We start from the raw sequence: 23,177 nt of genomic DNA on the forward strand, positions 1-23,177 counted from the left end.
AATGTCAATGAAACCTGTTATTACGATAGAATACTGCCCTAAATGTGGTTGGTTATTAAGATCAGCCTATATGGCCCAGGAATTATTAACCACTTTCACAGAAGATCTGGGTGGCGTAACCCTTCGTCCAAGTGAAACAGGGGGTACTTTTATTATACGGCTCAATGACACCGTATTATTTGACCGTAAAGAAGCCGGGCATTTTCCCGAAATCAAATTCCTGAAGCAGCTGGTGCGTGACCAGGTGAACCCGGAAAAAAGTCTCGGGCATTCCGATAGGGGGTGAATTGCTGGAGGGGATCGCCTTCGGCGATTGTCTTTTTCAGGATTCAACTGACGTAGATGATTTTGTAGTTAAGTAAAAACGGTGGAAGTCTCAACAGATCAATTTCTGCCTTTACTACTCAGTTATAATATCAAAAAAAATTAAAATCCTGCAAATCCTGCAAATCAGTTTAATCCTGAAAAAGACAATCGCCGAAGGCGATCCCCTTCGCTAATTTCTTTACATTTGCAGCCTATGTGTAAAAACCTCCATATCACGGCTTTATTAATTTTATTGGCAGCAGGTGCAAAGGCTCAACAGGATAGCGTTACTCATACAGGTCCCTCACGGGAAGGTATACACGATAGCTTAGCCTTCCGTAAGCGCAGTTTCTTTCCGTTACCGGTGCTGGGTTATTCGCAGGAAAAAGGACTGGAAATAGGAGCGGCCATGTTATATTCCTTTTATACGGATAACAGGAACCCGGATTTAAGCACGCGTAACTCCACCCTGAACCTGATTCCCGCAGTCACCACGGAAAAGCAGTTTAAAATAGATCTCAAAACCAATATCTGGACAAGGGGGAATCTCTGGCATTTTAAAGGTAATYTCCGTTATCATAATTATCCGCTTTACTTTTTTGGTATCGGCGATACTACCCATTATAATACCCGTTCACTGGTAAGTAATATCCGCTATAAAGTGCAGCTGGAAGGGGAGCGGCGTATCACCGGCCATTTTTATGCAGGGGCGTCTATATTATATCAGCACGATACTTACAGCAGCAGTGACAACAAAGGTATTTATACTACCATGCCCCTCACAGATAAGGACGGTGGGTATGTTACTTTTCTCGGCCTCACCGGTATTTACGATAACCGCGATAATGAAAACTATACCCGTCATGGCTGGTGGCTGAAGCTCAATGTGGCCTACGCACCTTCTTTCCTGAGTAAACAACCGCTCTTTAAAGTGGAAGCGCAGGGAACTCATTTTATTGCCTTCTCCCGAAAAAGTACCCTGGGCTTTAATGGTATTTTTAATAGTCTGCAGGGAAATGACCTGCCATTTTACTTATTACCTGAAATGGGGAATGACAATATTATGCGGGGATATTATACCGGCAGATATCGTAACCAGAACTATCTGGCGGGTCAGGCGGAGTATCGTTATCTCGTAGATCCCAAAATGCGTATTCATATCTGGTTTGTAGATATTAAACCCAAATTTGCATTGGCCGCCTTTGCCGGTACAGGTACTGTGTTCTCCAACCGTGATTTTCATTTTAATGGATTTAAGCCAAGCTATGGTGCGGGGATCCGTTATTTCTATGATGAAAACGCGAAACTCACTATTCGTATAGACTACGCCGTTGGTGAAAAGCGCAGTGGGGAATCCAGGCAAAAAGGGTTATATCTTTCGTTGGCAGAAGCGTTCTAGTTAAATGGTTTTGGTGATAGTTATTTGCTAATAATTTGTTAACTTTCAATAGATTAATACAGAACACCAAAACCATTGCATATGAAAAAACTACTCCTATTTGGTGCAGCCGTGCTATTGATGGCTGTGACAGTTACTACCCAGGCCCAGGACATTTCCAACACCCAAACTTCTTCACATTCGAAATGGTATCTAAAGATTGCCGGTGGGTATTTTTTCAGTGTATCCCCGGGTCAGTTTCCTAATGTAGGCCCCTATCCACCACAGGATCTGCATACAGAGTTTAACCCCACCAATGCAAATCCTTTGGATACTATCAGCCGTAAAGTACTGACAGGTTCTTACGGAGAAGGTTTCAGAGGCGGTTTATCCGTTGGTTACAACATCAACAAATACCTGTCGGTAGAAGGAACCTTTAATTACTTTCACAGCAAGAAAAACCTGATGACCCGGCAGCAGACTACCCTGGTTGGCACCAGCAAATCACTGGGCAGCGTGGAATCACATGGTTATGTCAATGCGGTGGATTTTGCACCCAGTCTGGTGGTGAGCCCTGGTCTGGAAAAAGTAAATCCATATGTACGTTTTGGTGTGGTAGTGCCGCTATGGGGCCGCCTGTATATTGAAACGGATGCTACCCAGGTATCGGCAGTCCCTCCGGGTGCACCCGTACCTGCCGGTACTCAGATATTGACTACTATCAATCGTAAAGAAGAAATAAAACCTAACGTAACGGTCGGCTTCCAGGGCGCACTGGGCGTATCTTTCATGGTAGCCTCCCGGTTTGATGTTTTTGTGGAAGCGGAATACCGGAATGTACCGGTGAGGAGCAAGGAGAAAGAAATTACAAGGTATAATGAAACCACTCAGTTTATCAATGGTTCCACAGGCGCTGTGCTGGGCGATGCCAGACCTCCCCGTACACTCAATGATCTCAGTACCGCAGAAAAGAATACCGTGTATGAAACTACATTGGATCAGAACTCTAATACCCCCATCAATCAACAGGGCACCAAGGTTATTTATAAAGATAATAACAAGGCCTCCAATGACCTGAAGTCATATATTAATATAGGCGGACTTGGCCTGAATGTAGGATTGAAATTCCGGTTATAAGCGGATATTGTCTTACTCAGGATTATACTGATTTTGATGATTCCCCGGATTTTATTTAAAAAAAAATGAAGAGAGAGGCAGCGGATAATCACAAAGTAATCTCCTGAAATGCCTTAAAATCTACAAGTAGAAATCTGGAAAATCATCAAAATCAGTATAATCCTGAGTAAGACAAAAACAGCGTTAAGTATTCGTCTTATTCAATAATTTCACTGCCGCCGCAGTAAGCCGCAATGGCATCGCAATTGTACCCCATATTTTCCTGACTTCCTTTTGCCTTCATAATATTTTTTCATAGAAGCATTTCGCCGGTACTTCCCGTTCCTAATTTAACTACTTTTGTTGCTCATCGGATTAAATTTTATGCCAGTTCAAATGCCTGATATTTCACGTGAAGAATTTACCTGGTTAACACAAACCTATGGGAAAGATAGTGGTTACTCGCACATAGATACCAAAGAAAGCGTGGTACATGAAATATTTAAGGATAAGGTCCTTATAGGCACCGCCTTCCTGAATTACGCCTCCTATGAACTGTCTTTCGAAGCTCCCGGACTGCATATCCGGAAAAGTCGCCTCGATAATTACAAACTGCAGGATAAGGCAGTGCTGGTCACAGATGAGATGAATGAGGAAGACGAGGAAGAACTGATGCTTCGCTGGACCACACTGATACAGGAACTGAAGTTACTGGAAAAACTAAACGGCATGACCAATGTCCGTGAACTGCTGGAACAGCTATACCTCGATATTTTTAAAGAAGATGACGCCGAAGAGCTGATCAACCGTTTACCGGAAATTGTATCTCCCAACGTATTGGCTATCTGGGAAGAACTGCATGCCGCATTATCTGCCACGGGTAATGTAGTGGAGTTTGAATGGCAGGAATTTTCAACCACCGGTATTCTCACACTCAACGAACTCGGCCCCCTGCTGCAGGCAGGCATTGTCCTGGAAGCCCCTGATCCCGCTACTTATGAAGAGATCATTGCCGGAGAAGATTTTGCAAAAGAAGTACTGGATTTTGTAAATGAACAAATAGATGCCTACGATCTGAAAATAGTAGCAGTAGGCCCCGGGCTGGATGAATACCAATCCTTCGCCTGCCTGGATATGCAGGATTTCCGACTGGCCAACGCATTGCTGAAAATGGAAGAACTTTGCCTCGTTTGTTTTTTCTAGCACATTAAAATTTGGTTAAAATACCGGGTTCATTCTTGCTATACCAGCCGGTAATCAATATCTTAGTGAATTCGTAAGGATATACCACATGAAATTATTAAGGCAATTATTTTATGTACTGATCACTGTAATGATCCTGCCGGTGGTGCAGGGACACAGTGTGCCTGTACAAAAATCTGTCGTTAATAGTATTCATGAAGCCCGGGCCACTGCTTTTAAAGCGGCCATGAAGGTGCCTGGTTTCAGGACCACCATTAACCGGTTTAAACGCCGGCCTGTTGGTATCAACGACAGCTACGGACATGAAAAAGTTTGTCCGCCGCTTTTATCTGCTGTTACCGCACGATTTATTTATGTAGATAAAATCCAGCGCGGATTTTATTTTAACCCTTACCTCAGTGTTCCCATTCCGCTGAGAAGCTGGAGAGGCCCGCCCACCGCCTGATAACCCGTTTTATCATTTTCTTTTATTTCATTCTTTTTTCAGCGACTTATGAACTTACATATGATCGCGAAGAAGCGGTGTTGGTGGTTGCTATGTATTTTTCCCTTCACTTCTTTGTTCGCACAATCTGCAGCGGATAGCTTTTCGCTGCATCGGGCCATTGCGCTCACACTTTCGCATTACCCGGCATTAAAGGCGAAGCAGGCCCAGGTAAACGCTGGCCAGGCAAGTCTTACAGACACTAAACATAATTGGTACCCGGCTATAAAACTGCATGAGCAACTAGACGCGGGCACAGATAACAGTATATACGGATCCTATTTTACCATGGGGATGATTCCTTCCACCTCCGGCGGTATCCGTGCAGAAAACAATAACGCCATCATGAGTGGCAACATCGCCATGGCCGCCATGACATGGGAGATATACAACTTTGGCGCGTACAACAGTGAGCAAAAAGAAGCTGCACAGTCACTCAAAGTCCAGCAAACCGATTTAAGCAATACGGCTAACCAGCTAACAGTTGCCGTTATAGAAAACTACCTGGAATTTCTGCGTCTGCAGGCGTTGCAAAAAATTGCCAACGATAATATCCAGCGTAATGCGGAAGTCCTGAGAGCGGTAACAGCTACTGTTCTACACGGTCTTAAACCCGGAGTAGACAGCGCCGTTGCTGCGGCAGAGTTATCCAAAGCAAGATTAAACCTGCTGGATATAAAGAATAAATACAGCCAGGTGCGCATACAACTGTCCACTTTCACGGGACTCGACACTGCACAAATACAACCCGATACGGTGAACAACGCCCGGCTGCTTTCCTTACTGGGCGTGGCCGCTCCTGATAGTATCAGCAGCCACCCGATGCTGGAATATTACAATGCGGTTTACCGGGAGCAACGCGCTGCAGAACAGGTGATCCGCAAATCGCGTCTGCCTAAGGTAAACCTGATGGCAGCCGGATGGATGCGGGGTTCCAGCGGATCATTCAATGATGTATACGATAAGAATTTGTGGAGTGGCCTGGGATACAGCAGGTACAACTATTTGCTGGGACTGGGTATCACCTATAATCTTACAGACCTGAAGCGTACACACGAAAAGGCAGCTATACAACAATACAGGTCAGAGGTGGCGCAGCAACAGCTGGAAACCACGCGTACCACGCTGAATGGCTTATTACAACAGGCGCAGTCGGATATTCAGACATCGAGAGATAAACTACAGGAACTGCCTTTGCAACTGGCCGCAGCACAGGCCGCAGCCAGGCAAAAAATGGCATTGTACAAAGGAGGACTTACCAATATTATCGAGGTAACCACCGCCTTATTTGTATTGAACCGTGCAGAAACAGACCTGGTGCAAACCCGTGATGCAGCGTGGAAAGCACTGTTTCGCGCTGCCTATGCAGGCAACAGTATTTCACAATTTTTACCTGATCTGAACTAAACATATTTACTATGTCATTCGTTTCTTCGGCACTGAAAAAGCCCATCGCCGTGGTGGTGATCACCGGCGGGTTGCTGCTCTTTTCATTGCTGTCTATATTGAGTATTCCCATCGACATATTTCCCAAACTTAATCTTCCTACTATCTATGTGATAGAGCCATACGGGGGAATGTCGCCTCAACAGATGGAGGGTTTTTTTGCCACCAGATTGCAGGACCAGTTCCTGTATGTGAACGGGGTAAAGAATATCACTACTAAAAACATACAGGGGTTAACGTTACTAAAGCTCAGCTTTTATGAAAATACGGATATGGCGGAAGCCTCGGCCCAGGTGGCATTACAGGTGAACCGGGCGATGAAGTTTTTTCCTCCAGGTGCTTTGCCGCCACAGGTAATGCGCTTCGATGCATCGTCATTGCCGGTAGGAGAGTTGGTGTTCAGCAGTCCTACAAAATCGTTAAAGGAAATTTATGACCTGGCCGCCACCCGTATCAGGCCTATGTTTGCTTCGGTGCCAGGTTTATCCGCGCCACCGCCTTTCGGTGCCAACTCCCGCTCTGTAGTGGTGAATGTAGATCCACAGAAACTGCGCAGCTTTAATTTAAGTGCAGATGAAGTGGTGGAAGCCATCGCCAAAAATAATGTGATGACTCCTTCGGGCAATATCCGCATCAATAACACCATGTTTGTAACCACGATCAATTCACTGGAAAAACAGGTGGCCGACTTTGGTGATATTCCCATCGTTACCAATGGTAACAACAATGTGTTTATCCGCGATGTAGCCAGGGTGGCGGATGCCACGGATGTTACGGTAGATTATGCGCTGGTCAATGGCAAACGGTCTGTATATATTCCGGTGGTGAAAACTGCCGATGCTTCTACCTGGGAAGTAGTGAAAACACTGAAGTCAAAAATACCGGAAATGCAAAGCCTGCTGCCGGATGATGTAAAGGTGTCGTACGAATTTGATCAGTCGGTATTTGTGATCAATGCGGTGAAAAGTCTTATTACGGAAGGTGCACTGGGTGCGCTGCTTACCGGCTTAATGGTATTGTTATTCCTGCGTGACCTGCGCAGCTGCCTGGTAGTGGTAGTGACCATTCCGGTAGCAGTGTTGTGTGCGGTGATGGGGTTGAAGTTGTCCGGGCAAACCATCAATATTATGACGCTGAGCGGACTGGCATTGGCCATCGGTATACTCGTGGACCAGGCCACGGTAACGATCGAAAATATTCACCAGCACCTGGAAATGGGTAAATCCAAGCGACAGGCTATTTATGATGCCTGTGAGGAAATTGCGTTCCCGCTGGTGCTGATCCTGTTGTGCATCCTGGCGGTATTTGCACCGTCTTTTATTATGACTGGTGTTCCCCGGGCCATGTTCCTGCCATTGTCCTTATCTATCGGTTTCGCCATGATAGCCTCCTTCTTTGCGGCACAAACGCTGGTGCCGGTAATTGCCAACTGGTGGCTGAAAGCCGATAAATATCAGCATGCACATGCAGGACTGGTACTGGATGCAGAAGAAGTGAAAGAAGTCAATGACCACCTGCATGAGGAGCAGCAACACCCGGAGAAAACCACCGGCTTTGAACGGTTCAAACTGGGCTTCATGCGTATACTCGAAAAGGGGATGAACAAATCCCGTTTAGCCGTTACCGTTTATATCGTTGGTTCCCTGTTGCTGGCAGGAGGCTGCTATGTATGGATAGGGAAGGACCTGATGCCGCACGTGAATGCGGGCCAGTTTCAGCTGCGCCTGCGCATGCCGGATGGTACCCGTTTAGAGCGTACAGAAGAAGGGCTGCACCAGGTACTGGGTATCGTTGACAGTACGGTTAACGGGCATGTGGCTATCAGTTCTGCTTACGTAGGGCTGATTCCCAGCAGCTATGGTACCAGTAACCTGTATATTTTTAACAGTGGTACACATGAAGCGGTATTGCAGGTAAACCTGGAAGAAGACTATAAAGTAGCTATTGAAAAGCTGAAAGATCAGCTCAGAGAGAACATAAAGGCAAAAATTCCGGAGATGCGGTTGTCCTTTGAGCCGATAGATCTTACTGAAAAAATTATGAGCCAGGGTGCAGCTACGCCTATTGAAGTGCGGGTGGCAGGCAAGGATATGAAGCAGATCGCCACTTATGCTGAACAGCTGGTAAATCACCTGAAAGAGGTACCTTTTTTACGCGATGTACAGATTGCGCAGCCCTTGCATTTCCCGGTGATCAGCATTCAGATAGACCGGCTAAAACTGGCGCAAATGGGATTGAATATTTACCAGGTGGCGCGCTCTGTTACGGCGTCTACTTCTTCCAGCCGCTTTACAGAAAAAAATCAATGGCTGGATGAAAAGGTCGCCTACACTTACCAGGTACAGGTGCAGGTGCCTGAATACAATATGACAGCGATCAACGACCTGAAAGAAATACCGCTGGTAAAGGGCCAGCCGCGGCCGGTTTTGGCGGACGTAGCTACTTTTTCCACCACAGAAATGCCGGGAGAATTTGACCGTGCCGGTCCTCGTAGGTTCGTGACCGTTAGTGCCAATATTTCCGGTAAAGATCTGGGCGCTGCTACTGCAGCAGTGCAAAAGGCCATCAGGGAAACAGGTACACCCCCCAAAGGATTGATCACAGAATTAAAAGGCGCTTCCAGCCTGTTGGTAGAAACATTAGGCAGTTTACAGAACGGGCTGATGATAGCGGTGGTGGTGATTTTTTTATTGCTGGCAGCTAACTATCAGTCGTTTAAATTGTCGTTGGTAGTGCTGACTACTATACCAGCCGTCATTGCGGGCGCATTGATTGCATTATTGCTGACGGGCGCCACACTCAATCTGCAGTCTTACATGGGCATGATCATGTCTACCGGCGTATCGGTGGCCAATGCCATCCTGATAGTGACGAATGCCGAAAAATTAAGAGGAGAGTACCGGGATGCACGTAAAGCAGCCATCGTAAGTGCGGGCATCCGTTTGCGCCCTATCCTGATGACGAGCCTGGCGATGGTGGCGGGGATGATCCCTATGGCCAGTGGTTTGGGGGAAGCCGGTGATCAGACTGCCCCGCTGGGGCGTGCTGTAATAGGAGGACTGATAGCCTCTACATTGGCGGCCTTGCTCATATTACCACAGGTGTATGCGCTGATGCAGCGTAAAGCTGGTTACGCGTCTCCTTCATTGATGCCATCCGAATCCGATGATTTAAAATAAAAAATAAAATTATGAAGTACTATAAATATTATTTATCGGCATTGAGCGTGATCACAGGACTGGCAGCCTGTAATTCTGCCGCCATGCCGGAAAAGAAGGCAGTAACAGCAGATCGTCATTATATATTAGCGCCGGTGGTGCAGCGTCCGTTGGCAGGCAATATCCGGCTGCCGGGAGCCCTGGCGGCTTTTCAGAAAGTAAGTATTTATCCCAGGATCAATGGGTTTGTAAAAAGTATCCTGGTAGACAGAGGTACTAAAGTAAAGAAAGGACAGGTGCTGCTGGTACTGGAAGCGCCGGAAGTGGCGCAGCAATATTATGCGGCACAGTCAAAGTATATCCAGGCAGCGGCTATGTTTGCCTCCAGCAAAGACAACTACGAACGTACGTTGGCGGTGAGTGCGGAGCCGGGTACTATTTCCGCGCATGATCTGGAACTATCTAAATCCCGTATGCTGGCAGATAGTGCGCTCATGAACAGTGAACAGGCTAATTTCCGGGCCCAGGAAGTGAACCGCAGCTACCTGACGGTGACGGCGCCTTTTGATGGGGTAATTACCGAGCGTAATATTCATCCCGGTGCATTGGTAGGGCCGGATACAAAGGTAGATGATAAGCCTATGCTGATGCTGGAGCAGGAGGACAAGCTGAGATTGATATTGCAGATACCGGAAGTATATAGTGCACAGCTGTCACAACAGTCGGTAATTACTTTTGATGTCAACGCTATTCCGGGACAACATTTCGAGGGAACAATTGCCAGACAGGCCGGGACCCTGAATGATAAGTTTCGTTCTGAGGCTGTGGAAATAGATGTACAGAACGCGCATCATTTACTCAAAGCAGGGATGTATACGGAGGTGTTGTTGCCGTTGAATGGTTCCGCACAGGCCATGCTGGTGCCGTCCAGCGCTATTGTGATGTCTACAGAAAAGAAGTATGTGATCGCCGTGAAAGATCACCATACAAAATGGGTTGATATAGAGGAAGGTAATCATCATAACGACTCTATCGAAGTATTTGGCCACCTGCAGGCAGATGATCAGGTAATCGTAAATGCGACCGATGAAATAAAAGACGGTGTGCGGATTCCCTAGATCCGGCAGTTTTTTTGATACCCTTCTGCTAAACCATGACATATGACGATAAAGAAAACCACCTCCGAAAAGCGCGATCAGAAGATGACGAAGCGTAAAAATGAAGAGATAGCTCCGGCAAAGGGCGGCGCAAAAAAGGAAAGGAATGATGATGGCAATGATGTACTGGAAGGGTATGATGAAGATGAGTATGATAAGAAAGATATCGTAGATGCCAGGCGCAAAAAGAAAAGTTAAAAAAAACGGCCGTCCCGAAGAATCGGGACGGCTTTTCTGCTAACTGTTCCGTCTATATTGATTTTTTTATGTTCTTATTAAAAAAAGAGAACAAATAACATCCACCTAGTAATCAATAACGGATTTACCTGTTGTTCAACTAAAAAAAATTTTAAGCGGGCATGGCAATGCAGCACGTAATACGCGCACAATTCCTGACAGGCTGAAATGGTTTTGGATTTTGTCTGTTGTTGCTGTCGACTATCATAGCGGGCTAACGCTATGCGGATGATGGCTAATTGCTATACTTGTTTATTCTATGTAAATACTCTCCTGGTATGCATCCAGAATAATAACACGGAATGATTTAAAATTGTTTTGAAAAAACAGGCTAAAAATTAAAAAGCTCGCGAAGGCCCAGTGCGAGCATCTGAACGCCAATAACCGCCAGGATTAACCCCATCATTTTGGTAATTACCATCATGACATTGGTACCGATTACCTTTACAATGCGTTCGCCTGCAATGAAGAGAAGATAGGTGATATAACATATAAATGCATAAATGCCTATTACAATGGCGAGGTGTGTGAGATCTTTGGCGGCAGAATAGCTCATAGAGGTGGTAATAGCACCTGGTCCGGCCAGTAACGGCATGGCCAATGGGGTGATGGCTACGCTGATGCCCTGATCTGCTTTTACCGGTTGAGATCCCAGCTTGGGATTTTCTGATTTATTTTCTTTTTCTCCCCGCACCATTTCATACCCGATCACAAATACCAGTATACCGCCGGTAACACGTAAAGCGGCCAATGTGATACCAAATACGTGGAAGATCAGTTTACCGGCAACGCTGAAAACAAGAATAATACAAAAGGCAATAAATACAGATTTGGTAGCAATATTACGTTTGGCTTTCTTATCCATATTGGAGGTGAGCTCCATAAACACCGGGATGGCAGAAATAGGATTTACTATTGCCAGTAACCCCATGAATACCGTTGTAGCAAACGCAATGTAATTATCAAATAATGCCATCATATCAGCAATATAATAAATTTTATTTACCGGCAAAATAAAAGACAGTGGTCTTCTTATGCCCGCAGTCGCGGTAACTGCCAGTTGTTTCTCAGGGTCACCAGCCGGATGGAGACTATAACGGCAATGGCTATACTCTGTGAAATATCGCCGGATAGCCCGGTATAGTGTCCGGCTACCAGGTAGAGGATACCGCCGGCTATGGAAGCTGCCGCATATATTTCCCGGGTAAAAAGAATAGGCTGTTCACCACAGATCACATCACGCAGCAGGCCGCCGAATGTACCGGTGATAACGCCCAGCGCCACACATACCGGCATAGGTAAGCCAAACGCCACCCCTTTGTTGATGCCGGTAATTGTAAACAGTCCCAAACCAATAGCATCGAAAGTGCTGAGTAGCCGGTTGAGTTTTTTTACATAGGAAAAAAACAATGCAGCAATAATGGCTGCTGCTATAATTGCTGTATTGCTTAATTCATCTGTCATCCAGGCAACAGGGGTGGCACCGATCAGCAGATCGCGTATAGTTCCGCCACCAATCGCTGTAATGAAAGCCAGCGCCAGTAAGCCTATGACATCGTACGATTTATTGATAGCTGCTGTTGCGCCCGAAACAGCAAATGCAAAGGTGCCTAGTAATTCTAATACCTGAATAAAGGTGAGCTGCATTCTCCTTGTCTTGATTTAAAATCTAAGATAAGGATACTTTAAATTACCCGGATGAAAATCTGCTACAACTTAATAATCATAAGCCGATTCACCACGTAAGGTACGTTCGATCTGGTTGCTCAGGTCCGGGCTGAATCCTTCCACTTCTATTTTAGGATGATGATCCAGGTAAATGAGAAAACGTCCGGTTTCTTTGGTAACAAGATCATAGATATCTTCCAGTAATGCACAAAGGAGTTTACGGGTAGTTTCTGCAATCTGTGCCAGAGAGCTGTCTTCGAATTGCAGGTACTCGCGGTTTTTATAAGATAAGGCAATCTGTATCATAACTTATGGTTTTTCTGTAGGATTTAAATACACCGGTTATCTCTCACTAACCGGTTGGTTTTCATTATTTAATTATTAATTCTGACATAAAAATAGAAAAAAAGAAATTGATAATTTCCAACTAAAGGGTGATTTTATCCACAAATCAGGAAAAAAAATAAAATATATAATACCTTCAAAAGTTAACCGCCCGCACATCAACACTACCATTCCCATATTGTTCATTTTTTTTCTTTTATAATTTGGCTACCATTGCACATTATTCTTACATAATGAAGAAACTTACACTACTTCTCGTTTTATTTGCACTGTACTGTCTCCCCATGCAGGCGCAGCCCGGAAAGGGCATGAGATGGAGCCGTGACGGACAGTCTTACTACAAGGCTACACCCGCAGGCATCGAATCTAACCCGCTGACCGGTGAACCAGCAACTGTTAAGATCCCCGCATCCACTTATAAGGGACTTGCGTTGAAGGATTTTTATTTTTCGGCAGATGAAAAAAAATTACTGCTGTACACCAATTCAAAAAAAGTATGGCGCTACGAAACCCGTGGTGATTACTGGGTGTTGGATGTAGCCACCGGAAAGCTGCAACAGCTGGGCAAAAACCAGCCCGCTTCTTCCCTGATGTTCGCCAAGCTTTCTCCGGATGGGAGCAAAGTCGCTTATGTAAGCGGGCATAACATCTTTGTGGAAGACCTGCAGAACGGCACAGTAACCCCCATCACCACCGATGGTACCCGCCGTTTCATCAATGGAACTTTCGACTGGGCATATGAAGAAGAATTCGGATGCCGCGATGGTTTCCGCTGGAGCCCTGATGGCAAAAGCATTGCCTACTGGCAGATTGATGCCACCAAAATCCGCGATTTTCTTATGATCGACAATACGGATTCCATTTATTCCTTCACAGTTCCGGTAGAGTATCCTAAAGCCGGAGAAAGTCCTTCCGCCTGCCGCATAGGTGTGGCAGACATTCAAACTGCTAAAACTACCTGGATGCAGGTACCCGGCGATAACCAGCAACATTATATTCCACGCATGGAATGGGTGCCGGGCAAAAATACCCTGATCATTCAGCAACTGAACCGTAAGCAAAACGACAGCAAAGTGATGCTGTGTGATGCTGCTACCGGTAAAGTGCGCTCGCTGTATGAAGAAACAGATAGCGCCTGGATAGACGTGAAATCACGCTGGGATGACGATAATATTGCCGGCTGGGACTTTATTCGCGGCAACAAATCATTTATCTGGGTAAGTGAACAGGACGGCTGGCGTCATCTGTATAATATCAATACAGAAGATGGCAAGGCTACTTTGCTGACACCAGGCAACTATGATGTTATCAGCATCGCTAAAATTGACGAAGCCAATAACGTGATCTATTTTTTAGCTTCTCCTGAAAACCCTACCCAGCAATACCTTTATAAGGTAGCGTTAAGCGGTGGCAAGGCAGAACGCATTACACCTGCGAATGAGCCGGGCAGCCATGAGTATAAGATTTCTCCTTACGGCGCATGGGCAATTCATGACTTCAGCAATGCTTATACTTATCCTGTAAGTGAAAACTTACAGCTGCCTGCACATAAGAGCAGCAGCAACGCCGTGCTGAATGCCATTACCAAATCGGCTGCTGCACCTAACAAACCGGAGTTTTTCCGTGTCACCACTGTTGATGGCGTTACCATGGACGGCTGGATGAGCAAGCCCGCTAATTTTGATCCGGCTAAAAAGTACCCGGTTGTATTTTATGTATATGGAGAACCAGCCGGTGCTACCTCGCTGGATGCAATTGGAGCGGGTCGCAACTTCCTCTATGATGGCGATATGGCTGCAGATGGATACCTTTATGTTACGCTCGATAACCGTGGCACACCTTTACCTAAAGGCCGTACCTGGCGCAAATGTGTGTACCGTAAAGTAGGTTTAATCAATGCCCGCGATCAGGCCATGGGTGCAAAAGCGCTGATGCAGAAATATCCGTTTATTGATCCGGAACGTACGGCTGTATGGGGCTGGAGTGGTGGCGGCTCTATGACGCTGAACCTGATGTTCCAGTATCCTGAAATTTATAAAACCGGTATCGCTATTGCCGCAGTAGGCAATCAGCTGACCTATGATAACATATACCAGGAACGCTACATGGGCCTGCCGGAAGAAAACCGCGAAGATTTTGTAAAGGGTTCTCCTATTACTTATGCGCGTAATCTGAAAGGCAACCTGTTGTATATTCATGGTACCGGTGATGACAATGTGCATTATCAGAATGCGGAAATGCTGCTGAATGAACTGATCAAATATAACAAACAGTTCCAGTTCATGGCTTATCCTAACCGCACCCACAGTATCTCTGAGGGACAAGGTACTTTCGAGCACCTGTCTACTTTATATACCAATTATTTGCGGACACATTGTCTGCCAGGAGGAAAATAGGAATTACGAATTACAAATTACGAATTACGGATTTGTGGGGAGATCTTGAGCTGTTGTCTCCCCATAAATCCGTAATTCGTAATTTGTAATTCGCAATTCTTCCCATTTCTCACTTACCTTTGCATCCCTAAATAGAAAAATATGTCCAGGACGGGTATTATTGGTATACTGGCAGTATTGCTGGTAATTGTATGCGCTTTTTTGCCATGGTCTTTTATAGAAAGCCGGCATCTGACCTTCACGGGCATGGATGGTACCGGCTCCAGTTACGGAGAACCAGGTAAATTGAGCATCATCCTGTCTGTATTGGCAATTGTGATATTTGTTATCAAAAATAAGTGGGTGTCGAGGATTAACCTGTTTATTGTGGGATTCCTGGTGGCGTGGACTTTCAGGAATATGATCCTGTATTCGCGTTGTGAGATAGGAGAGTGCCCTCATCCGGGTATAGCATTGTATGTATCGATGGGTGCTGCTTTGGTAGCATTAGCTTGTGTGCTCTTTGCCAAATCACCTGAAAGCACAAAGTGAAAAGCATAAAGTGAAAAGCATAAAGCAAAAAGCTATTGAAGCGAATGATCAAGACGAAGTATATGTCCATTCGCTTCAATAGCTTTTTGCTTTATGCTTTTCGCTTTATGCTCCTTCTCAGCTGATCGTTTTATGAAGTATCCATACCCCCGCCAATATACCAGCTCCCATTAACCAATAACGTAAAATAACGGGCAGCGGACGTTGTGCCGTTATTCTCGCTTTGATAAAACTGAAAACTGTTAATCCCAGGAAAACCAGCATAATACTGGTTTGTGAGGCAGCCGGAAAATTTTCATTAGAAAGATAAGGCCCCAGCGACATAGATCCTCCCAATAGGAAAAAGAAGCCGGTAAGCAAGGCATGTTGTATAGCACGTGAACGGCTGAACGTAGTTTCGGTTACTTTTTCGTGTTCCAGGATCTGCTCCCAGGTGTGGGCATCTTTTTCCATCTCCTCTTCAATATGTGCAATTGTTCTTGCATTGATGTCGAGATGCTGCAGCTTGGTTCTTTCTTTATCAGACAGCAGTGCGCTGTCGTGTTCTGCATCACCTTTATTAGCCTGAAAGGCGCTGAACATTACGAGGAGTCCGCCTATCAGCCAGATGCAGATATGCAGGGTATAAAAACGCTGTACTTCAATCGGGAATACCTGTATTACCTGCGTAGCAAAGAACAACAGGAAAAGTCCGTCGGGAAAACCGATTAAAAAGTCTGTTTTCCATCCGGAGCTCCGGATGGCTTTATGGGATGACGTCATACTACAATTAACTAACTGAAAGCCTGTTCAAGACTTCTTTTGATGATTTGCACGCAATCCAGGATCTGACCGGCGTTAATGGTCAACGGAGGTGCAAACCGTATTTTATCTCCATGCGTTGGCTTAGCCAGCAAGCCATTTTCTTTTAACGTTAAACACAGGTCCCACGCGGCTTCCGGATCTTTATGCTGAATAATGATCGCATTCAGTAGTCCTTTTCCGCGTATAGTAGTAATATAGGAAGAATGCAGTTCCTGCAGGCCGTTACGTAGTAACTGCCCCATGGCGGCTGCATTTTCAGCCATTTTTTCGTCTTTTAATATTTGCAGGGAGGTGATGGCCACCTTGCATGCCAATGGGTTACCGCCATAGGTGGAACCATGTTCGCCAGGTTTTATGGTCAGCATAATTTCATCATCCGCCAGCACGGCGCTCACCGGCAATGTGCCGCCAGACAAGGCTTTGCCAAGAATTAAGATGTCGGGACGAACATTTTCATGATCGCAGGCCAGCATCTTACCGGTACGGGCAAGTCCTGTCTGAATTTCATCGGCAATAAATAATACGTTGGCATCCTGGCAATACTGCCGCGCTTTAGCCAGGTACCCTTCATCCGGTACCATGACGCCCGCTTCACCCTGAATGGGTTCTACCAGGAAACCCGCTACATTTTTATCCTGTAACGCCTGTTCCAGTGCCGTTAAGCTGTTGTAAGGAATCACTTCATACCCTGGCATAAAAGGACCAAAGTTATTGCGTGCAGAAGGATCAGTACTGAAAGAGATCACATTCAGCGTACGTCCGTGGAAGTTATTATTACAAACAATAATTTTCGCCTTGTTTTCAGGAATACCCTTTACGATATATGCCCAGTGGCGACATAGCTTCAGCGCTGTTTCCACCGCTTCCACCCCCGTGTTCATAGGCAATACCTTATCATATCCGAAATAAGAGGTGATGTATTGTGCATATTCTCCCAGCAGGTCATTGTGAAATGCGCGGGAGGTGAGCGTGAGCTTTTGGGCCTGTTCTATAAGTGTAGCAATAATCTTCGGGTGACAATGTCCCTGGTTTACTGCAGAATATCCTGATAAAAAATCATAGTAACGTTTGCCGTCCACATCCCATAAAAAAACGCCTTCGCCCCGATCCAGTACAACCGGTAACGGATGATAGTTGTGGGCACCATACTGTTCTTCCAGCGCCAGGTAATGTTGAGACTTTTCGCTTATCGTGTAGGATGGAATCATAATAACCCAAAAGTAAGGGAAAAAGGTGAAAAGAAGCTTTTAGCTGTTAGCTTTTAGCTATTAGGAAATGCAGCGAATGATTAATTTATGTTCGTCATTCGCTGCATTTCCTAATAGCTAAAAGCTAACAGCTAAAAGCTATTTTTCAGTTTTTTTACAAGGTCCACATATTCCTGCATGGCGGCTTCTTTTGTTTTGCCTTTTAACTCTTCCCATGCACTATGTTTGGCTTTTGCCACAAAATCAAATGGATTGGAAGGCCCTTCAGTATCCGCATCGCCGGTAGTAGCTTGTTTGTACAAACCATATAACTGCAACAAAATTTCATTGGAGGGTTTTTCCGTCAGCGTTTTACTGTCCGCTACTGCCTGTTCGAATTGATTGGTAAGTTCCATGTTCCGGTGAATTTTAAGATTTAACAATACGGGTTTGAGCCCTCATTTTTCCCTTATGTCTATAAAGTTGAGCATTAAAAGTTAATATATCAAAAAAAGCCATCGTTATCATTCCTATCTCTTTAAAAACMAAACAACAAAACATAATCACTAAACGCATTAACTAATGAACTAATTTCAATACCTTTGCCGGCTGAATAAGGTTTAATGTAGTACTTTGCAATAGGCCTACGGAACAGCAAAACATCATATGAAGAATATTCGCAATTTTTGTATCATTGCCCATATTGACCATGGTAAGAGTACCCTGGCAGACCGTTTACTGGAGGTTACACACACTATTTCCGACCGTGATATGCAGGCGCAGGTGCTGGATGACATGGATCTTGAACGTGAAAAAGGTATCACCATCAAGAGTCACGCGATTCAGATGGACTACACTGCTAAAAACGGAGAACAATATATTTTTAACCTGATCGATACCCCCGGTCACGTGGATTTCTCCTATGAGGTTTCCCGTGCACTGGCTGCCTGCGAAGGCGCACTGTTGCTGGTAGATGCCGCACAGGGTATTCAGGCGCAAACGATCTCTAATCTCTACCTGGCACTGGAAAACGACCTGGAAATCATCCCAGTTATCAATAAAATTGATATGCAGGGCGCCATGATCGAAGAAGTGAAAGACCAGATTATTGAACTGATCGGCGTAAAAGGAGAAGATATCCTGCTGGCCTCCGGCAAAACAGGGATTGGTATCGAAGAAATCCTCGAAGCCATCGTAACACGTATTCCTGCTCCGAAAGGCAGCAACGATGCACCACTGCAGGCACTGATCTTCGACAGCGTATTCAACTCTTTCCGCGGTATCATCGCTTATTTCCGCGTTTTCAACGGTACCATTAAGAAAGGCGACAAAATCCGCTTCTTTAACAGTGGAGAAGAATACTTTGCTGATGAAGTAGGTATCCTGAAACTGGGACTGGCGCCGAGGAAGGAAGTCTTTACCGGGGATGTGGGATATATTATTACCGGTATCAAAAGTGCCAAAGAGGTGAAAGTGGGTGATACCATCACCCTGTCCAATAATCCTTGTGAAGCCGGTATCAACGGTTTCCAGGAAGTAAAACCAATGGTATTTGCCGGTATTTACCCGGTAAACACCGAAGATTTCGAAGAACTGCGTGAGTGCATGGATAAACTGCAGCTGAATGACGCCTCCCTGACCTATGAGCTCGAAACCTCACAGGCACTGGGCTTCGGCTTCCGCTGCGGMTTCCTGGGCATGCTGCACATGGAAATTATCCAGGAACGACTGGAAAGAGAGTTTAATCAAACCGTTATTACCACCGTTCCCAACGTAAGCTTCATTGCACATACTACCCGGGATGGAATACTGATCGTAAATAACCCGAGCGAAATGCCCGATCCTACCAAACTGGACAGGATTGAAGAGCCTTTCATCCGTGCACAGATCATTACCAAACCCGAGTATATCGGTAACATCATGACCCTCTGCCTGGGTAAACGTGGTAACCTCCTTAACCAGAGCTACCTCACCACCACCCGTGTGGAGCTGATGTTTGAAATACCGCTGACAGAAATTGTATTCGACTTTTATGATAAGCTGAAAAGCCAGACCCGTGGTTACGCTTCCTTCGATTATACACCGATCGGTTTCCGTGATAGTGATATCGTGAAAATGGATATCCTCCTTAATAATGAAAAGGTGGATGCGCTGAGTGCCCTGATCCATAGAAGCCGTGCACAGGAATTTGGTCGTAAGCTGACCGAGAAGCTGAAAGAACTGTTGCCACGCCAGCAATTCCTCATCGCTATTCAGGCGGCTATCGGTGCTAAAATCGTGGCCCGTGAAAACATCAGCGCCATGCGTAAAGATGTGACCGCAAAATGTTATGGTGGTGATATCTCCCGTAAACGTAAATTACTCGAGAAACAGAAAGAAGGTAAAAAACGTATGCGCCAGATCGGTAACGTAGAAATACCACAGGAAGCTTTCCTGGCGGTGTTGAAGCTGGATGATTAATACCATTCTTAATTATATTTTATTAGCGAAGATGAAAGCATATATATTTGCTTTTGTCTTCGCTAATTTTTTTTAAGACATATTTTTGATCAAAACCAATCACCCATGCGTTCTTTAGTTCTTACATTAACAGTTGTATGTACTGTGTTATCTTTCTCCGCAAAGGCACAGCAAACGCCTGCTGCTGCAGACGAGATTGTAAAAGAAGCCTGCACACAGGCGACCAAAAACCATAAGAAAGTATTTGTGCTGTTTCATGCGTCCTGGTGCGGCTGGTGCCATAAAATGGACACGGCTATGAATGATGCCAGCATTAAAAAGGCATTCGTGGACAACTATGAAATCCGCCATATTACCGTATTGGAAAATGGCGCCAACAAAGCACAGGAAAACCCCGGTGGTGCGGAGTTGCTGGCTAAATATCACGGAGATCAGGAAGGCATTCCTTTTTGGCTGATATTAAATGCCGATGGCACACTGATAGCGGATAGCCGGATGAAAGATGCCACCGGTAAGCTTCAGAATGTAGGCTGCCCTGCACAGAAAGAAGAAGTGGACTACTTTGTAGGCCTGCTGGAAAAAACATCTAAAATGAAACGTGGAGAATTGGAAGCCGTACGTACCCGGTTCGCTAAAATAGCGCCACAAGCTGCACACTAAATATATTTTCCACAGCAGGCAGGTAATACTATAGCAGGATGTGTTACTATTATTGCCTGTCTGCTGCCGGAAACCTACTCCCCATCACCTTCCTGCCATTATAAATCTTCCACGTTAGCATCCCTGCACGGTAATTTTCGGGTAATCCGGAAAATTCGTACTTTACCATTCCTTTCGTACACCAACCAATCTCCCGGTCAACCATTTTTTACAACAATCTATTCATATGCACCTGACTGCACGGGAAACCGAGAAATTATTACTGCACCTGGCTGGTGAGCTGGCCGAAAAAAGAAAAGCAAGAGGACTGCGCCTCAACTATCCGGAAGCGATTGCACTGATCAGCAGTCACCTTATGGAGGCTGCCCGTGATGGGAAAACCGTAGCAGAGCTGATGCACTACGGCGCTACTATTCTTGCCCGTGAAGACGTGATGGAAGGCATTCCGGAAATGATCCACGAAGTACAGATCGAAGCCACTTTCCCGGATGGTACCAAACTGGTCACCGTACATGATCCTATCCGCTAACCATTAAATTTTTCCGCAATGATCCCAGGAGAGTATTTTTTAAAGAAAGAAGATATCATCGCTAACGCTGGCCGGAAAACGGTAAAGATAAGCGTGGTCAATACCGGTGACAGACCCGTACAGATTGGCTCCCACTGCCATTTTTTTGAAGTCAACCGCATGATGTCATTTCCCCGTGAAGCAGCATTTGGTATGCGCCTGAACATTCCTTCCGGCAATGCTGTGAGGTTTGAGCCGGGAGAAGCCAAAGAAGTAGAGCTGGTAGAATTGGGTGGCCACAAACGGGTGATAGGTATAAACAACCTCGTGAACGGCGATACCACTGATCCCACCGTAAAGGCCGCCGCCATCGCAAAGGCCGCATTGCTGAACTTTAAATCCGAACAATTATGAGTCTGCATATCAGCAAAACAAAATATGTAAACATGTATGGTCCTACCACCGGCGATCGCGTACGGCTGGCAGATACAGACCTGATCATTGAAATAGAAAAGGACTACAACGTATATGGGGATGAAAGCAAATTTGGTGGAGGGAAAAGTGTAAGAGATGGCATGGCGCAATCCGCTACTGCATTGCGTAGCGAAGGGGTGCTTGATTTTGTCATTACCAACGTGATCGTCATTGATCACTGGGGCATTGTAAAGGGCGACATCGGCATTAAAGACGGTAAAATAGTCGCCATAGGACAGGCAGGCAATCCGGATACCATGGATGGGGTGCATCCGGAACTAATCATTGGCGCGTCTACAGAAATTCACAATGGCGCCAACCTGATTGCTACCGCCGGTGGTATTGATACACATATTCACTTTATCTGTCCACAGCAGATAGATCATGCCCTTTTCAGCGGTGTAACCACCCTGATAGGCGGTGGCACCGGACCGGCAGACGGTACCAGTGCGACCACCGTAACCCCCGGAAAATGGAACATCCAGCGCATGCTGCAGGCAGCAGAAGCCTACCCGGTGAACCTGGGATTTTTTGGTAAAGGCAACTGCGCCACCACAGCACCTATGGTAGAACAAATTGCTGCCGGTGCCCTGGGATTGAAAATACATGAAGACTGGGGCGCTACACCCGCCGTAATTGATGCTGCTCTCAAAGTGGCGGATGAACTGGATGTGCAGATTGCCATACATACCGACACCCTCAATGAGGCGGGGTTCCTGGAAGATACGCTCAACGCCATCAATGGCCGGGTGATTCATACCTTCCACACAGAAGGCGCCGGGGGCGGCCATGCACCGGATATTATCCGTGCCGCATCTTTCCCCAACGTACTGCCTGCGTCTACCAATCCTACCCGACCTTATACCATCAATACGATTGATGAACACCTGGATATGCTGATGGTATGTCATCACCTGGATAAGAAAGTACCGGAAGATGTGGCTTTTGCCGATTCCCGTATTCGCCCGGAAACCATTGCTGCAGAGGATATCCTGCACGATATGGGTGTATTCAGCATCATGAGCTCCGACTCACAGGCCATGGGACGTATAGGGGAAGTAGTGATACGCACCTGGCAAACGGCCGACAAAATGAAGAAGCAACGCAGCTTTCTCGAAGAAGATAAAAATCACGACAACGACAACTTCCGGGTGAAAAGATATATCGCCAAATACACCATCAACCCGGCGATTGCCCACGGCATTTCAGCACATGTAGGTTCACTGGAACCAGGCAAGATGGCCGACCTGGTATTATGGAAGCCGGCTTTCTTTGGCGTAAAACCGGAGATGATCATTAAAGGCGGGATGATCAATGCCAGCAGGATGGGGGATCCCAACGCATCGATTCCTACACCGCAGCCGGTGGTATACCGTCATATGTTTGGCGCCCACGGGAAAGCCCTGTTGAATACCTGCGTGCTTTTCGTATCTGCGTTGTCGTTAGAGAAGGGTATCAAAGAAGAATATGGTTTGCAGAAACAACTGCTGCCGGTGCGCAATTGCCGCAACATTTCCAAGAAAGACCTGATCCATAACGACAAAACACCTGATATCACCGTGAATCCTGAAACTTACGAAGTGCGGGTAGACGGCGAAAAGATTACCTGTGAGCCATTGAAAGAGTTGGCAATGGCACAGCGTTATTTTTTATTTTAAG

General features: G+C 45.9%; 22 protein-coding genes. 16 read left to right on the plus strand and 6 right to left on the minus strand.

Going from position 1 to position 23,177, the window contains the following annotated elements:
* The first annotated feature begins 7 nt into the window (after nt 1-7).
* The 9 genes from AB4Z08_RS35110 (at nt 8) to AB4Z08_RS35150 (ending at nt 10,446) form a co-directional block, all read left to right on the plus strand.
* A complete protein-coding gene (locus AB4Z08_RS35110) occupies nt 8-286 on the plus strand; it encodes a SelT/SelW/SelH family protein (RefSeq protein ID WP_441578445.1) in 279 nt (92 codons plus the stop codon).
* 234 nt (nt 287-520) lie between these two features.
* Nucleotides 521-1,705 (plus strand): hypothetical protein, encoded by a 1,185-nt coding sequence (locus AB4Z08_RS35115; protein ID WP_441578446.1) that lies wholly within the window; start codon nt 521-523, stop codon nt 1,703-1,705.
* A gap of 81 nt (nt 1,706-1,786) precedes the next feature.
* Entirely contained in the window at nt 1,787-2,821 is a 1,035-nt protein-coding gene (locus AB4Z08_RS35120; RefSeq protein ID WP_441578447.1) for an outer membrane beta-barrel protein, read from the plus strand.
* A gap of 375 nt (nt 2,822-3,196) precedes the next feature.
* Complete coding sequence (locus tag AB4Z08_RS35125; protein ID WP_441578448.1) at nt 3,197-4,003, plus strand: DUF6630 family protein; 807 nt, start codon at nt 3,197-3,199, stop codon at nt 4,001-4,003.
* Nucleotides 4,004-4,091: 88 nt separating this feature from the next.
* Nucleotides 4,092-4,448, plus strand: coding sequence for a hypothetical protein (locus tag AB4Z08_RS35130; RefSeq protein ID WP_441578449.1), 357 nt, complete (start codon nt 4,092-4,094; stop codon nt 4,446-4,448).
* 48 nt (nt 4,449-4,496) lie between these two features.
* On the plus strand, nt 4,497-5,894 hold the full coding sequence (locus AB4Z08_RS35135) for a TolC family protein (protein ID WP_441578450.1): 1,398 nt from the start codon (nt 4,497-4,499) through the stop codon (nt 5,892-5,894).
* Between the two features lie 11 nt (nt 5,895-5,905).
* Entirely contained in the window at nt 5,906-9,112 is a 3,207-nt protein-coding gene (locus AB4Z08_RS35140) for an efflux RND transporter permease subunit (protein ID WP_441578451.1), read from the plus strand.
* Nucleotides 9,113-9,123: 11 nt separating this feature from the next.
* Nucleotides 9,124-10,209, plus strand: a complete 1,086-nt coding sequence (locus AB4Z08_RS35145) for an efflux RND transporter periplasmic adaptor subunit (RefSeq protein ID WP_441578452.1) — start codon at nt 9,124-9,126, stop codon at nt 10,207-10,209.
* 42 nt (nt 10,210-10,251) lie between these two features.
* Entirely contained in the window at nt 10,252-10,446 is a 195-nt protein-coding gene (locus tag AB4Z08_RS35150) for a hypothetical protein (protein WP_441578453.1), read from the plus strand.
* 370 nt (nt 10,447-10,816) lie between these two features.
* Here AB4Z08_RS35150 and AB4Z08_RS35155 read toward each other — a convergent pair whose 3' ends face one another.
* From AB4Z08_RS35155 to AB4Z08_RS35165, 3 genes are all read right to left on the minus strand, one after another.
* Nucleotides 10,817-11,464, minus strand: a complete 648-nt coding sequence (locus tag AB4Z08_RS35155; RefSeq protein WP_441578454.1) for a MarC family protein — start codon at nt 11,462-11,464, stop codon at nt 10,817-10,819.
* 53 nt (nt 11,465-11,517) lie between these two features.
* Nucleotides 11,518-12,132 (minus strand): trimeric intracellular cation channel family protein, encoded by a 615-nt coding sequence (locus AB4Z08_RS35160; protein WP_441578455.1) that lies wholly within the window; start codon nt 12,130-12,132, stop codon nt 11,518-11,520.
* 69 nt (nt 12,133-12,201) lie between these two features.
* Nucleotides 12,202-12,459 carry a hypothetical protein gene (locus tag AB4Z08_RS35165; RefSeq protein ID WP_441578456.1) on the minus strand — a complete coding sequence of 86 codons (258 nt, stop codon included), beginning with the start codon at nt 12,457-12,459 and terminating at the stop codon, nt 12,202-12,204.
* A 272-nt stretch (nt 12,460-12,731) separates the two neighbouring features.
* On the opposite strand from AB4Z08_RS35165, the gene AB4Z08_RS35170 reads away from it, so the two are divergent.
* Both AB4Z08_RS35170 and AB4Z08_RS35175 read left to right on the plus strand, forming a co-directional pair.
* On the plus strand, nt 12,732-14,894 hold the full coding sequence (locus AB4Z08_RS35170; RefSeq protein ID WP_441578457.1) for a S9 family peptidase: 2,163 nt from the start codon (nt 12,732-12,734) through the stop codon (nt 14,892-14,894).
* 141 nt (nt 14,895-15,035) lie between these two features.
* Nucleotides 15,036-15,425, plus strand: coding sequence for a hypothetical protein (locus tag AB4Z08_RS35175; RefSeq protein WP_441578458.1), 390 nt, complete (start codon nt 15,036-15,038; stop codon nt 15,423-15,425).
* A gap of 117 nt (nt 15,426-15,542) precedes the next feature.
* Here AB4Z08_RS35175 and AB4Z08_RS35180 read toward each other — a convergent pair whose 3' ends face one another.
* From AB4Z08_RS35180 to AB4Z08_RS35190, 3 genes are all read right to left on the minus strand, one after another.
* Entirely contained in the window at nt 15,543-16,187 is a 645-nt protein-coding gene (locus tag AB4Z08_RS35180; RefSeq protein WP_441578459.1) for a VIT1/CCC1 transporter family protein, read from the minus strand.
* 11 nt (nt 16,188-16,198) lie between these two features.
* A complete protein-coding gene (rocD, locus tag AB4Z08_RS35185; RefSeq protein WP_441578460.1) occupies nt 16,199-17,437 on the minus strand; it encodes an ornithine--oxo-acid transaminase in 1,239 nt (412 codons plus the stop codon).
* Nucleotides 17,438-17,568: 131 nt separating this feature from the next.
* Complete coding sequence (locus AB4Z08_RS35190) at nt 17,569-17,832, minus strand: acyl-CoA-binding protein (protein ID WP_441578461.1); 264 nt, start codon at nt 17,830-17,832, stop codon at nt 17,569-17,571.
* A 250-nt stretch (nt 17,833-18,082) separates the two neighbouring features.
* Between AB4Z08_RS35190 and lepA the strand changes: the two genes are divergently transcribed.
* From lepA to ureC, 5 genes are all read left to right on the plus strand, one after another.
* Nucleotides 18,083-19,876, plus strand: a complete 1,794-nt coding sequence (gene lepA / locus AB4Z08_RS35195) for a translation elongation factor 4 (protein WP_441578462.1) — start codon at nt 18,083-18,085, stop codon at nt 19,874-19,876.
* 105 nt (nt 19,877-19,981) lie between these two features.
* The gene (locus AB4Z08_RS35200; protein ID WP_441578463.1) at nt 19,982-20,536 is read left to right on the plus strand and encodes a thioredoxin family protein; all 555 of its coding nucleotides are present in this window, start codon (nt 19,982-19,984) and stop codon (nt 20,534-20,536) included.
* Between the two features lie 226 nt (nt 20,537-20,762).
* Nucleotides 20,763-21,065 (plus strand): urease subunit gamma, encoded by a 303-nt coding sequence (gene ureA / locus AB4Z08_RS35205; RefSeq protein ID WP_441578464.1) that lies wholly within the window; start codon nt 20,763-20,765, stop codon nt 21,063-21,065.
* Between the two features lie 18 nt (nt 21,066-21,083).
* Entirely contained in the window at nt 21,084-21,458 is a 375-nt protein-coding gene (ureB, locus tag AB4Z08_RS35210) for an urease subunit beta (RefSeq protein ID WP_441578465.1), read from the plus strand.
* Nucleotides 21,455-23,176: an urease subunit alpha gene (gene ureC, locus AB4Z08_RS35215; RefSeq protein ID WP_441578466.1), complete on the plus strand. Its 1,722-nt coding sequence runs from the start codon at nt 21,455-21,457 to the stop codon at nt 23,174-23,176. The genes ureB and ureC overlap by 4 nt, the downstream gene beginning before the upstream one ends.
* Nucleotide 23,177 lies beyond the last annotated feature (1 nt).

This window comes from Chitinophaga sp. RAB17, assembly GCF_052114225.1.
Classification (GTDB): domain Bacteria; phylum Bacteroidota; class Bacteroidia; order Chitinophagales; family Chitinophagaceae; genus Chitinophaga.